Origin of the sequence: Aestuariibaculum lutulentum, from assembly GCF_032926325.1 — a bacterium.
Classification (GTDB): Bacteria; Bacteroidota; Bacteroidia; order Flavobacteriales; family Flavobacteriaceae; genus Aestuariibaculum; species Aestuariibaculum lutulentum.
This window is the reverse complement of the sequence record NZ_CP136709.1, coordinates 1310933-1323296: the sequence shown is the minus strand read 5'-3', so window position 1 is coordinate 1323296 and position 12364 is coordinate 1310933. Positions and strand designations below refer to the sequence as shown.

The 12364-nt window shown below is 37.1% G+C and carries 11 protein-coding genes; 8 read left to right on the top strand and 3 right to left on the bottom strand.

All coding sequences use genetic code 11. The features are described from left to right. Nucleotides 1-25: 25 nt before the first annotated feature. The 8 genes from trhO (at nucleotide 26) to R1X58_RS05585 (ending at nucleotide 8483) form a co-directional block, all read left to right on the top strand. Nucleotides 26-1099, top strand: a complete 1074-nt coding sequence (trhO, locus tag R1X58_RS05620; protein WP_240572379.1) for an oxygen-dependent tRNA uridine(34) hydroxylase TrhO — start codon at nucleotides 26-28, stop codon at nucleotides 1097-1099. A 6-nt stretch (nucleotides 1100-1105) separates the two neighbouring features. Continuing rightward, nucleotides 1106-2350, top strand: coding sequence for a peptidase U32 family protein (locus R1X58_RS05615; protein ID WP_240572378.1), 1245 nt, complete (start codon nucleotides 1106-1108; stop codon nucleotides 2348-2350). Continuing rightward, nucleotides 2350-2580, top strand: a complete 231-nt coding sequence (locus R1X58_RS05610) for a ferredoxin (protein WP_240572377.1) — start codon at nucleotides 2350-2352, stop codon at nucleotides 2578-2580. Before R1X58_RS05615 ends, R1X58_RS05610 begins: the two co-directional genes overlap by 1 nt. Before the next feature lie 113 nt (nucleotides 2581-2693). Continuing rightward, entirely contained in the window at nucleotides 2694-4124 is a 1431-nt protein-coding gene (locus R1X58_RS05605; RefSeq protein WP_240572376.1) for a PSP1 domain-containing protein, read from the top strand. Continuing rightward, on the top strand, nucleotides 4111-4608 hold the full coding sequence (locus R1X58_RS05600) for a gliding motility lipoprotein GldH (RefSeq protein ID WP_240572375.1): 498 nt from the start codon (nucleotides 4111-4113) through the stop codon (nucleotides 4606-4608). Before R1X58_RS05605 ends, R1X58_RS05600 begins: the two co-directional genes overlap by 14 nt. Before the next feature lie 63 nt (nucleotides 4609-4671). Beyond that, nucleotides 4672-7008: a penicillin-binding protein 1A gene (locus R1X58_RS05595; protein WP_240572374.1), complete on the top strand. Its 2337-nt coding sequence runs from the start codon at nucleotides 4672-4674 to the stop codon at nucleotides 7006-7008. Nucleotides 7009-7125: 117 nt separating this feature from the next. Then, nucleotides 7126-7827, top strand: coding sequence for a CoA transferase subunit A (locus R1X58_RS05590; protein ID WP_240572373.1), 702 nt, complete (start codon nucleotides 7126-7128; stop codon nucleotides 7825-7827). Between the two features lie 2 nt (nucleotides 7828-7829). After that, nucleotides 7830-8483, top strand: coding sequence for a 3-oxoacid CoA-transferase subunit B (locus R1X58_RS05585; protein WP_240572372.1), 654 nt, complete (start codon nucleotides 7830-7832; stop codon nucleotides 8481-8483). 302 nt (nucleotides 8484-8785) lie between these two features. Here R1X58_RS05585 and R1X58_RS05580 read toward each other — a convergent pair whose 3' ends face one another. The 3 genes from R1X58_RS05580 to R1X58_RS05570 are packed head-to-tail and all read right to left on the bottom strand — an operon-like array spanning nucleotide 8786 to nucleotide 12320. Beyond that, a complete protein-coding gene (locus R1X58_RS05580) occupies nucleotides 8786-10465 on the bottom strand; it encodes an ABC transporter ATP-binding protein (RefSeq protein WP_240572371.1) in 1680 nt (559 codons plus the stop codon). Next, entirely contained in the window at nucleotides 10466-11179 is a 714-nt protein-coding gene (locus R1X58_RS05575; protein ID WP_240572370.1) for a 3'-5' exonuclease, read from the bottom strand. After that, nucleotides 11169-12320, bottom strand: coding sequence for a serine hydrolase domain-containing protein (locus R1X58_RS05570; RefSeq protein ID WP_240572369.1), 1152 nt, complete (start codon nucleotides 12318-12320; stop codon nucleotides 11169-11171). The genes R1X58_RS05575 and R1X58_RS05570 overlap by 11 nt, the downstream gene beginning before the upstream one ends. Nucleotides 12321-12364 lie beyond the last annotated feature (44 nt).

The following is a 12364-nucleotide window of genomic DNA, read 5'->3' as shown; positions in this document are numbered from 1 at the left end:
TTTAACCTTAAAACATTAGTATAGCATGCAACTGTACAATAAATTAAGTGCTAAAGAGAGAGCAGAATTAATCGATCAGGCAGGGAAAAATCGATTAACGCTTTCTTTTTACCAATACGCAAAAATTCAAAATCCTCAGGAATTTAGAAATCAATTATTTATTGTCTGGGACAAATTAGAAGTCTTAGGTAGAATTTATGTCGCTCATGAAGGGATTAACGGCCAATTATCACTTCCAGCCGATCGTTTCAATGAGTTCAAAACTCATTTAGATACGATTGATTTCTTAAAAGACATCCGTTTAAATGTGGCTGTAGAACAAGACAACAAATCGTTCCTGAAACTGAAAGTTAAAGTACGTGAGAAAATTGTGGCCGACGGATTAAACGACGACACTTTCGATGTAACGAACATTGGAGTTCACTTAAAAGCGGAAGATTTCAATAGATTTATTGAAGACGAAAATACTGTATTGGTCGATATGCGTAACCATTACGAGAGTGAGATTGGTCATTTTAAAAATGCCGTAACACCAGATGTTGATACGTTTAGAGAATCGTTAGATATTATTGAAGACGATTTAAAAGAACATAAAGAAGATAAAAATCTGGTTATGTATTGTACGGGAGGTATTCGTTGTGAAAAAGCCAGTGCATACTTCAAACATAAAGGGTTTAAAAATGTTTACCAACTTGAAGGCGGTATTATTGAATACACCCGTCAGGTAAAAGAACAAAACTTAGAAAATAAGTTTTTAGGACAGAATTTCGTGTTCGACGAACGTCGTGCCGAGCGAATTAGTGACGATGTTATTGCACAGTGTCACCAATGTGGTGAGCCGTTCGATGTCCATACCAACTGTGCTAACGATGCTTGCCATTTGCTGTTTATCCAGTGTCCGAAATGTCAGGAAGAAATGGAAAACTGTTGTTCTACAACTTGTATGGAGATTAACCGTTTGCCTTATGAAGAGCAAAAGGCCATGCGTAAAGGACAAGGAAACAGTAACGATATTTTTAAAAAAGGTCGTGCCGAACACTTGCCTTATAAAAAGGATTTAAGAAACATTTTCGAGCATTTTAAACAAGAAGAAGCCTAATTAGTTATGCAAAAGATTGAATTAATGGCGCCTGCAGGGAATTTTGAATCACTGCAAGCAGCTCTGGATAATGGTGCAGATTCTGTTTATTTTGGTGTAGAGCAGCTTAATATGCGTGCCAGAGCCTCTATAAATTTTACTTTAGATGATCTGTCTGAGATTGCCGAGCGTTGTCAGGCAAAAAATGTTAGAACCTATTTAACCTTAAATACCATTATTTACGATCACGATTTATCGATTGTAAAAACGCTTATTCAAAAGGCTAAAGATGCTAATATCACAGCGGTAATTGCTATGGATCAGGCGGTCATTATGGCGGCTCGTGAGATTGGGATGGAAGTACATATTTCTACGCAAATTAATATCACCAATATAGAAACCGTAAAGTTTTACGCTATGTTTGCCGATACTATGGTATTGAGTCGTGAGCTGAGTTTACGCCAGGTGAAAAAAATTACGGAGCAAATTGAAAAGGAGCAGGTTAAAGGCCCTTCGGGAAATTTGGTTGAAATTGAAATATTTGGTCACGGAGCGCTTTGTATGGCGGTTTCAGGAAAGTGTTATTTAAGTTTACACTCACATAATTCTTCAGCAAATCGTGGTGCTTGCAAACAAAACTGCAGAAAAAAATATACGGTTATTGATCAGGAATCTGGTTTCGAAATAGAACTGGATAACGAATACATGATGTCTCCAAAAGATTTATGTACCATCGATATTTTAGATCAGGTGGCCGATGCAGGAATAAAAGTATTGAAGATTGAAGGTCGTGGACGCGCACCGGAGTATGTAGCAAATGTTATTAAATGCTACCGCGAAGCTATTGATAGCTTAGAAAATAACACCTTCGAAAAGGAGAAAGTAGTGTCTTGGATGCAAGACTTAGAAAAGGTTTACAACCGCGGATTCTGGAATGGCTATTACTTAGGACAGAAATTAGGAGAATGGAGTGTCGGATCTGGGTCGCATGCTACTCAGAAGAAAGTGTATATTGGTAAAGGACAACACTATTTTCCAAAAGCACAGATTGGAGAGTTTAAAATTGAAGCCTTCGATTTATCGGTAGGTGATACTATTTTAGTAACGGGGCCAACTACAGGAGCTAAAGAAGTTGAGGTGGCACAAATGCTGGTAAACGACGAGCAACTTGATAAAGCTTCAAAAGGCGATTTGGTTACCATTCCGTTAGGATTCAGAATACGTCCTTCAGATAAATTATACAAAATCGTAGAAAATAAAGTAGAAGCTTAATGGTTGTTGTTACCTTACAGCGAAATAAATGTATTGGGTGTAATTACTGCGTCGAGTTGGCACCCAATCAGTTTCAAATGTCGAAGAAAGATGGGAAGTCGGTGTTGTTGAAAAGTGTCGATAAGAAAGGCTTTTTCACCATTAAATCTAACGACCACATGATTTTAGAAGACTGCGAAAATGCTGCAAAAGCATGCCCGGTAAAGATAATTGATGTAAAAAATATTTAATTTTTTATCGATTTAGATAGTCTATATAATAATCTTATCTTTACCTTTTGGAAATAATATGAACATTCATTCGCAATAGTTTAAATATTAGCGAATTCAATATATAGAAATTTATGGCTTGTAACAGTTGTTCAACTGGTAAAGACGGTCAACCAAAAGGATGTAAAAATAATGGCACCTGCGGAACAGATAGTTGTAATAAATTAACGGTTTTCGATTGGTTGTCTAATATGTCTCTTCCAAGTGGTGAGAAACCGTTTGACTGGGTTGAGGTTCGCTTTAAAAACGGAAGAAAAGATTACTACAAAAATACAGAGCATTTAACGCTTAGCATTGGGGATGTTGTGGCTACACAGGCAGCAACAGGCCACGATATTGGTATGGTAACCCTTACGGGGGAATTGGTGCGTATTCAAATGAAACGTAAAAGTATTTCTGAAACACCCGACGAAGAACTTAAAATATACCGAAAAGCCAATCAAAAAGATATAGATATTTGGCAAGCTGCACGCGATCGTGAAGAGCCAATGAAGGTGAAAGCAAGACAGTTTGCAATAGATTTGAAACTGGAAATGAAAATTTCCGATATCGAGTTTCAGGGCGATGCCAGCAAAGCAACGTTTTACTATACAGCCGAAGAGCGTGTCGATTTCCGTGAGTTAATTAAAGTATTTGCTCGAGAGTTTAAAACACGTATCGAGATGAAACAGGTAGGGTTCCGTCAGGAAGCTGCCCGACTAGGAGGCATTGGGTCTTGTGGTCGTGAGCTGTGTTGTTCGACCTGGTTAACCGATTTCCGTTCGGTAAGTACTTCGGCAGCACGCTATCAGCAATTGTCATTAAATCCTCAAAAATTAGCCGGACAATGTGGTAAATTGAAGTGTTGTTTAAATTACGAGTTAGACACGTACTTAGATGCGCTTAAAGATTTTCCTAAATCTGAAATAAAACTACAAACCGAAAAAGGCGTTGCCATTTGCCAGAAAACCGATATTTTTAAAGGTCACATGTGGTATGCTTATGAAGGAGAATGGATTAACTGGCATAAGATAACTGCCGATCAGGCGAATGAAATTATTGCTTTAAATAAGAAGAATAAAAAGGTGGCAAGCCTTGAAGAATATGCTTCAGATCTTATTGAAGATACTAAAACTGAGTTTGAAAACGTTGTAGGTCAGGATAGTTTAACACGATTCGATAGTCCAAAACCTAATAAAAAACGTAAAAATAGTAGAAATAAGAATAACCGAAATCAGAATTCGAAAGCCAAAGGCGGAGCAAATAGTAATGTAACAGAAACAAAACCTTCTGCGCCAGCGTCTGATAAAGGAGCGAATAATAATACCAGAACAAGAGCCAAAAATCCTAAAGCTAAAGGAACTGAAGCCGGAAATAATGTTGCAGATCCTAAAACTACTGGAGGGAATAAAAACAGAAACCGAAACAACAATCGTTCTAGAAATAAAAAGAAACCGCAGAATCAGAACCCAAATCCAAACCAAAACCAAAACCAAAGTCAAAAGAATAAGGATGTTACGAAATAATACGTTAGTATTTTTAGCGATATGTTCATTAGTATTTGTGTCTTGCGATTCAAATCGAGTTTTCGACGAGTATAAATCGGTTCCTAATAAATGGCATAAAGATTCTATAGTTAGTTTTGATATAACACCTCCAGATTCTACTAAGGCTTATAATTTGTTTGTCAACCTTAGGAATACAAATGCCTATAAATACAACAATTTGTTTTTAATTGTTGAAATGGTTTTTCCGCATGGAAAGACAATAAAAGATACCTTAGAGTACCGGATGGCCGATCCAACAGGAAAGTTGTTAGGTACTGGGGTGACCGATACAAAAGAAAATAAACTTTGGTATAAAGAAGGAGTTGTGTTTAAAGAAGCTGGTAATTATAAGGTAAATATTCAGCAAGCCATGAGAGAAAATGGTAAGGTTAATGGTGTCGTAGAGCTTGAAGGTATAACCGATGTTGGTTTTAGAATAGAACACATAAACAGTAACAACTAACTATTTCATCTATAGAATGTAATCTATAGATCCCATTCAAATCGTATTTATAAATAAAAGTACATGGCAACAAAAAAACAAGAAGCAGAACCTACAACAAACTTCTCTAAATACATACGTTGGTTTTGGATGCTATTTACCGCAGGAGTTCTGGCCGTAGTCTTTATATTTTTATTGGCATCATGGGGTGCTTTTGGCGAAATGCCCGATCATACCGTATTAGAAAACCCAAGAACGAATTTAGCAACTGAGATTATTTCTTCAGACGGACAAACTTTAGGAAAATTTTACTTTAACGATAACAGAACACCTGTTGGTTACGAAGATTTACCACAGGATTTGGTGAATGCCTTAATTGCAACTGAAGATGCGCGTTTCGAACAACATTCTGGAGTGGATGCTATTGGTACATTAAGAGCTGTAGTTAAGTTAGGAAGTGGTGGAGGAGCCAGTACCATTTCGCAGCAGTTAGCCAAACAGTTATTTCATGGTGAAGGTTCTAAAAACATTGTGGAACGTATACTTCAGAAAGTAAAAGAGTGGATTATAGCTATTCGTTTGGAGCGTCAATACACCAAAGAAGAAATTATTGCACAGTATTTTAATATTTACGATTTCTTAAACAATGCCGATGGTATTCGTAGTGCTGCCAGAATATACTTCGGTAAGGAACCAAAGGATTTAACGCTTAAAGAATCTGCCATGTTGGTGGGGATGTTTAAAAACTCGGCTTTATATAATCCGTTAAGAAATGCTGAAGGGGTAAAAAACCGAAGAAATACGGTATTATCTCAAATGGAAAAGTATGGGTATATAACTGAAACGGTTAAAGATTCACTTCAAAAAACCGAACTTGATGTAAAATACACTCCCGAATCACATCGTGAAGGTATCGCAACATATTTTAGAGGGTATCTGGACTCCTTTATGAAAGAGTGGATTAAAGACAATCCGAAACCAGATGGAACCAAATGGAATTTGTATAACGATGGATTAAAAATTTATACAACAATAGATTCCAGAATGCAGCAGTACGCCGAAGATGCAGTACAAAAGCATATGGCAAAACTTCAGAAAGAGTTTTTCCACCAGAATACACCCGATAGAAATCCTACGGCACCGTTTTTAGATTTATCAAAAGAAGAGATTGATGCGCTTTTGAGAAACTCTATGCGTCAATCAGAGCGTTGGAGACATATGAAATACGATTTAGGAAAATCTAATAAAGAGATTGAGGAATCGTTTCAAAAGCCAATTCAAATGTCGGTATTTGCATGGAAGGAAGGGAAACCTTCAGAAATTGATACGATTATGAAACCAATCGATTCTATACGTTATTATAAAACGTTTTTACGTACCGGTATGATGTCTATGGATCCGCAAACGGGTCATGTGAAAGCATGGGTTGGAGGGATGAATTATCGTCATTTCCAATACGATATGGTAAAACAAGGAAAACGTCAGGTAGGTTCAACATTCAAGCCGTTTGTTTATGCTACCGCTGTAGATCAGTTACATCTGTCTCCTTGTGACGAATTCCCGAATACACCATTCTGTATAGAAAAGGATAAATACGGGAATATAGAAGACTGGTGTCCTAAAAATTCAGATGGGAAGTATGGTGGAAATCTAACTTTGAAAAATGCGTTAGCGAATTCCGTAAATACGGTAACGGCACGTTTAATGGATAAAGTAGGGCCGGAAACCGTTATTGAGTTAGTTGATAAATTAGGAGTCGATTCTGAGATTCCTCCGGTACCATCTATCGCCTTAGGAACAGCCGATTTAAGTGTTTACGAGATGGTCGGGGCTTATTCAACTTTTGCAAATAAAGGCGTGTATACAAAGCCAGTAATGGTAACGACTATTGAAGATAAAAACGGAACTATTTTATATCAGTTTAAGCCAGAGACACGTGATGTGGTGGGTGAAGAAACCGCATATGTAACCGTAAAACTTTTAGAAGGTGTTACTCGTGGTGGTTCTGGTACCAGATTACGTGGTAACTGGGGTGTTAATAATCAGGTTTACAAGGAAGTTATTACTGGTTATCCATATGAATTTGAGAATCCAATAGCCGGTAAAACCGGAACAACACAAAACCAGAGTGACGGGTGGTTTATGGGTATGGTACCTAATTTAGTAACCGGAGTCTGGGTTGGTGGTGAAGACCGCTCGGTACACTTTAGAACCATTACTTATGGTCAGGGAGCCACCATGGCATTACCAATATGGGGTATGTATATGAAGAGTTGTTATGCCGATGAAACACTTAATATTTCTAAGGCAGATTTTGAAGCCCCTGAAAATTTATCTATTCGTGTAGATTGTGATAGTCCTGCTGATAATGATAACGTTATTCAGGAAGAAAAAGAAACACCAGATGATTTAGAATTCTAAATTGATTAAGAATCAATATTGAAAACCCGTTCATAAATTGAACGGGTTTTTTATTTCTCGATATTTTGTAGTTATCATTTTGTTATTCGTAAATTTATATTGCTAAAACTAATAATAATGATAAATAAGAAAGTAGCTAATATAAGTGAAGCTTTACAAGGGGTTACCGATAATATGACCCTTATGGTTGGTGGTTTCGGTTTAAGTGGTATTCCTGAAAACGCTATTGCCGAATTGGTTAATCTTGGAGTAAAAGGATTAACCTGTATTTCCAATAATGCCGGTGTAGATGATTTTGGTCTGGGGTTATTACTTCAAAATCGCCAGATAAAAAAAATGATTTCTTCTTATGTAGGTGAAAACGATGAGTTCGAACGTCAGATGTTATCTGGCGAATTGGAAGTAGAACTTATTCCGCAAGGGACTTTGGCAGAACGTTGCCGTGCAGCTCAGGCTGGTATTCCTGCATTTTATACGCCAGCTGGTTACGGTACAGAAGTCGCCGAAGGTAAAGAATCCCGAGAATTTAATGATAAAATGTATATCCTGGAACATGCCTTTAAAGCCGATTTCGCTTTTGTTAAAGCCTGGAAGGGGGATGCGGCAGGGAATTTAATATTTAAAGGAACCGCTCGAAATTTTAATCCGGTAATGTGCGGAGCAGCTAAAATTACGGTAGCTGAGGTTGAAGAATTAGTACCTCTCGGAGAACTGGATCCTAACCAGATTCATATTCCTGGCATATTTGTGCAACGTATTCTAAGGGGCGAACGTTACGAAAAACGAATTGAACAACGAACTGTAAGACAAAGAAGTTAATTATGTTAGATAAAGTAGGTATAGCTAAGCGTATTGCTAAAGAAGTTAAGGATGGTTACTATGTAAACCTTGGTATTGGTATTCCAACTTTGGTTGCTAATTATGTGCGTAATGATATTGAAGTAGAATTTCAAAGTGAAAATGGCGTTTTAGGTATGGGGCCTTTTCCGTTTGAAGGCGAAGAAGATGCCGATGTGATTAACGCCGGAAAACAAACCATAACCACGTTGCCGGGTGCAAGTTTTTTTGATTCTGCCTTAAGTTTCTCCATGATTCGTGGACAGCATGTCGATTTAACGATTTTAGGAGCCATGGAGGTTGCTGAAAATGGAGACATTGCCAACTGGAAAATTCCGGGTAAGATGGTTAAAGGTATGGGAGGCGCTATGGATTTGGTTGCCAGTGCAGAAAATATTATTGTAGCTATGATGCATACCAATAGAGAAGGGGAGTCTAAATTACTAAAAAGATGTTCCTTGCCTTTAACGGGCGTTGGGTGTGTTAAAAAGATTGTAACCAACTTGGCAGTGGTTGAGGTTACACCAAATGGCTTTAAATTATTAGAGCGTGCTCCCGGAGTTTCTGTTGAGGAGATTCAAAAAGCAACTGAAGGGACATTAACTGTTGAAGGAGATATTCCTGAAATGATTCTTTAGTTGTAAGAAGATATAGTTATTTTGTAGGTTAAATTCGGTAAAATGTTAAAAATAATTGCATTTCATCGAATTTATATGTTTTTTGACGATGATATTGAAAATCAATTGTATCTTAGTAATCCCCAAAGAAACCAAATTATTAATCAGATTTACCTAAATCTATCATAAACTTAACGCTTATGAATTTTGCAACAAATCTACCTGACCAACCTACATTGACGGAGAATAAATTCAAAGAAACAATGCGTGAAAACCTAAGGTTTTTAAAGAGTTTATTCTATTTAACTAAAAAAGTGTTCATGTTATAATCCCTTCGGGATAGCCTTTATTAATTTTTTAGTGTATGCAGAATTGGGTGTGCTGTAAATGGTGTCAGCATCACCCAATTCTTCTATTTTACCCTGATTCATAACCAATAATTGATCCGACATGTATTTCACCACAGCTAAATCGTGTGAGATAAATATATATGTAAATCCGAAACTTTCCTTAAGCTCATTCAGCAGATTTAAAACCTGTGCCTGAACCGAAATATCCAATGCCGAAACCGATTCGTCGCAAACAATCAACTTAGGTTGTAAGGCAATCGTTCTGGCAATACCAATACGTTGGCGTTGCCCTCCTGAAAACTCATGAGGATAACGGTTAAAATAGTCTTCAGACAATCCTACACGCTCCAGTATGTCAATCACTTTGGCTTTTCGTTCTTTATTGGAATTATAAAGCTTATGTACCTGCATGGGTTCCATAATGGCTTCACCAACAGGAATTCTTGGGTTTAAAGATGAATACGGATCCTGAAATATAATCTGAATCTCTTTTCTAAGGGTTTTTATTGCTTTATTTGATAGTTTGGTAATATCGGTGCCTTTGTATAAAATCTGTCCTGTAGTGGCTTTATCAAGCTGAAGTATGGCATTTCCTAAAGTCGATTTTCCACAGCCAGATTCACCTACCAAACCTAAAGTTTCGCCTTCGAATAATTTAAAACTAACATTATTTACGGCCTTAAATGAATTAGGAGAACTAAACCATCCGCTTTTAGAAATATATTCCTTTTCAACATTAATTACTTCCAATAAAGGTGGTTTGCTGTAAATAGTGTTGTGTTTTTGTTTTCGGTCTTCGGTAGTAATAATGCTATGTTTGGTTGTGCCTTCAAGGTAATCCTTAATGGTTGGCAAAACTTTTAGTCGGGTGTCTAACGATGGGCGAGCATTAATTAATGCTTTGGTGTAGGTGTGTTGCGGTGTATGAAAAATGCTATGCGCATCACCTTGTTCAACAATGTCGCCTTTATACATCACTAGAACACGGTTGGCTATTTCAGAGATTAAAGACAAATCGTGCGTGATGAAAATGACACTCATTTTCGTTTCTACTTGAAGCTCTTTAAGTAATTTGATGATTTCTTTTTGAACCGTAACATCTAGAGCCGTCGTCGGTTCGTCGGCAATTAAAACATCGGGTTTACAACTTATCGCCATAGCAATCATAACCCGTTGCTTTTGTCCGCCGGAAATCTCATGCGGATAAGCATCATAAACGCGGGAGGGATTCGGAAGTTTTACCTTTTCAAAAAGGGCAATGGTTTCTGCTTTAGCTTCCTGTTTAGATAAATGGGTATGCTGAAGCAGAATTTCCTGAACCTGTTTTCCGCAGGTCATAGACGGGTTTAAAGAACTCATGGGTTCCTGAAAAATCATGGCTATTTTTTTGCCACGAATATTTTGTAATTCCTTTGAAGATAACGGGATTAAATCTTCATTATTAAATAGAATTTGCCCTGAAGTAATCTTAGAAATTTTCTTTGGTAGTAAACCTAAAACGGCTAACGATGAAACCGATTTTCCAGAACCTGATTCACCAACAATACCCAGAATTTCATTCTGATTTAAATGATAGGATATATTGTGAATAACTTCATTATTTCCAAAGGCAATGGCTAAGTTTTTTATGTTTAAAATTGGGGAGTTCTGCATTTATATGTGAATAATTTCATCGTTGGTTAATAGCTCGTCACCACGTAATCGCAAAAATATTTGTGCAACGGCAATGGTATCTTTTTCGCAATAAATTACAATGCGATCTATTTCGTTTTCTTCGTAATATACGCGATACACTTCACTACCGTCAATGTCATCTTTAGGCGAAGGCACACCTAAAACATTGGTGAGTAGTTTTAGCGATGTGTAACTTTTAAAATCTCCGAATTTCCAAAGTTCTAAGGTATCTATGTGCGGGACTTCCCAAGGCTTTTTACCAAATAAATTGAGCTTATGCGGAAGTTCAATGCCATTTATAATCATACGGCGGGCAATATAAGGAAAGTCGAATTCCTTAGCGTTATGTCCGCAAAGCAAATGATTAGGGTGGTTGAAATGTGTATTTAGTAAATTTTTAAAATCCTTTAAAAGTTTGGCTTCATCACCAAAGAATGAAGTCACTCTGAAGGAACGAATGTCGCCTTTAAAAGCAAAATACCCCACCGAAATACATACAATTTTTCCAAATTCGGCCCAGATACCGGCGCGATCGTAAAATTCTTCGGCGGTGTAATCGTCTTTACGCTGGTACTGCGATTTTTGTTCCCATAAGGCCTGCTTGGTTTCATCTAAATCGGTGAAATGCTGAACCTCAGGAACGGTTTCAATATCTAAAAATAATATGTTTTCTAAGTTAATTTTAGAGATCATATCCTAACATGTTATAAGCTTCTTCAATATAAACGGTAATATCTTGTGTGAATTGGCCAATGCCTTCGTCAGGCGATTTTCTATGTCCTAAACGTACAATGATAAGGTTGTCTTCTGGCTCAACAATAACATATTGTCCTAGATGTCCACGCATCATAAAAAAGTGTTTGCTTCCAACATCTTTCATCCACCAGCCATAGCCGTACTCTGGGCTTTCGGTAAAACGAGGCGTCACACTTTTTACAGCATAAGCCGAGTCTAAAAGTTGTTTGCCGTTCCATTTTCCGTAATCTTTGTATAATTTTCCGAAACGGGCAAAATCTCTTGCATTGCTGGAAATACAGCAAAAGGCTTTGGCTAATTTATGTTTACTATCATCTAGCTGCCAAAGCGCATCATCTGTAGCTCCCATAGGTTCCCAAAAGCTTTCAGATAAGTAACTTGATAATGATTTTCCTGATGCTTTTTCTATAATCATCCCTAGTAACTGAGTGTTGCCACTTAAGTACTTAAATGATTTTCCTGGTTCCTCTATCACTTTTTGGTCAAGAATAGTTTCGGCTAAATCATCGTCGTAATTGGCTCTTGCGGTTACCGAAAACGGACTCGTGTAATGCTCAACCCAATCTAAACCTGAGGCCATTGAAGCTAAATCGCCAACTGTAGTTTTAGCCTCATTATATTGCGGATAAAAATCACTAACAGGTTGGTCTAAGCTCTCTATATAGCCATCCATAATAGCTTTTCCCAGTAAAGTAGTGGTGATACTTTTAGCCATTGAAAACGAATTGGTTTTTGAGTGTTCATCGAAGTTTTCATAATAATTCTCAAACCAAATACTATCGTTTTTAATGATAACATATGCAATGGTACCCCAGTCTTTGTTGACTTTAGTTAGTTTTTCGGTTGGTTCAATTGAATTATAATTTTTGTGAATAGGCCAAGGTTGAGCATCTGTTCCTTTTTTTATAGTATCGTTTTCGAAATACGGATAATCATCAATAAATGCCGTATTATGACCTGTGAAGTAAACGATTTTGGCACCACGAATAATATAACCGTAATCGAAGAGGTAAAGTAAAGTAATAAGTAGCGCTATGGTTATTACAGTCCATTTAAGTAGCTTTTTGAGGAATTTCATACTATTAGGTTTAGTTGAATTAAATATAGGAAATATTTTAAGGA

Coding starts and splice junctions, on each gene's coding strand:
- R1X58_RS05580 (WP_240572371.1), bottom strand. CDS start 10,465: ATGCAGAACTCCCCAATTTTAAACATAAAAAACTTAGCCATTGCCTTT.
- R1X58_RS05605 (WP_240572376.1), top strand. CDS start 2,694: ATGGCTTGTAACAGTTGTTCAACTGGTAAAGACGGTCAACCAAAAGGA.
- R1X58_RS05610 (WP_240572377.1), top strand. CDS start 2,350: ATGGTTGTTGTTACCTTACAGCGAAATAAATGTATTGGGTGTAATTAC.
- trhO (WP_240572379.1), top strand. CDS start 26: ATGCAACTGTACAATAAATTAAGTGCTAAAGAGAGAGCAGAATTAATC.
- R1X58_RS05575 (WP_240572370.1), bottom strand. CDS start 11,179: ATGATCTCTAAAATTAACTTAGAAAACATATTATTTTTAGATATTGAA.
- R1X58_RS05585 (WP_240572372.1), top strand. CDS start 7,830: ATGTTAGATAAAGTAGGTATAGCTAAGCGTATTGCTAAAGAAGTTAAG.
- R1X58_RS05600 (WP_240572375.1), top strand. CDS start 4,111: ATGTTACGAAATAATACGTTAGTATTTTTAGCGATATGTTCATTAGTA.
- R1X58_RS05590 (WP_240572373.1), top strand. CDS start 7,126: ATGATAAATAAGAAAGTAGCTAATATAAGTGAAGCTTTACAAGGGGTT.
- R1X58_RS05570 (WP_240572369.1), bottom strand. CDS start 12,320: ATGAAATTCCTCAAAAAGCTACTTAAATGGACTGTAATAACCATAGCG.
- R1X58_RS05615 (WP_240572378.1), top strand. CDS start 1,106: ATGCAAAAGATTGAATTAATGGCGCCTGCAGGGAATTTTGAATCACTG.
- R1X58_RS05595 (WP_240572374.1), top strand. CDS start 4,672: ATGGCAACAAAAAAACAAGAAGCAGAACCTACAACAAACTTCTCTAAA.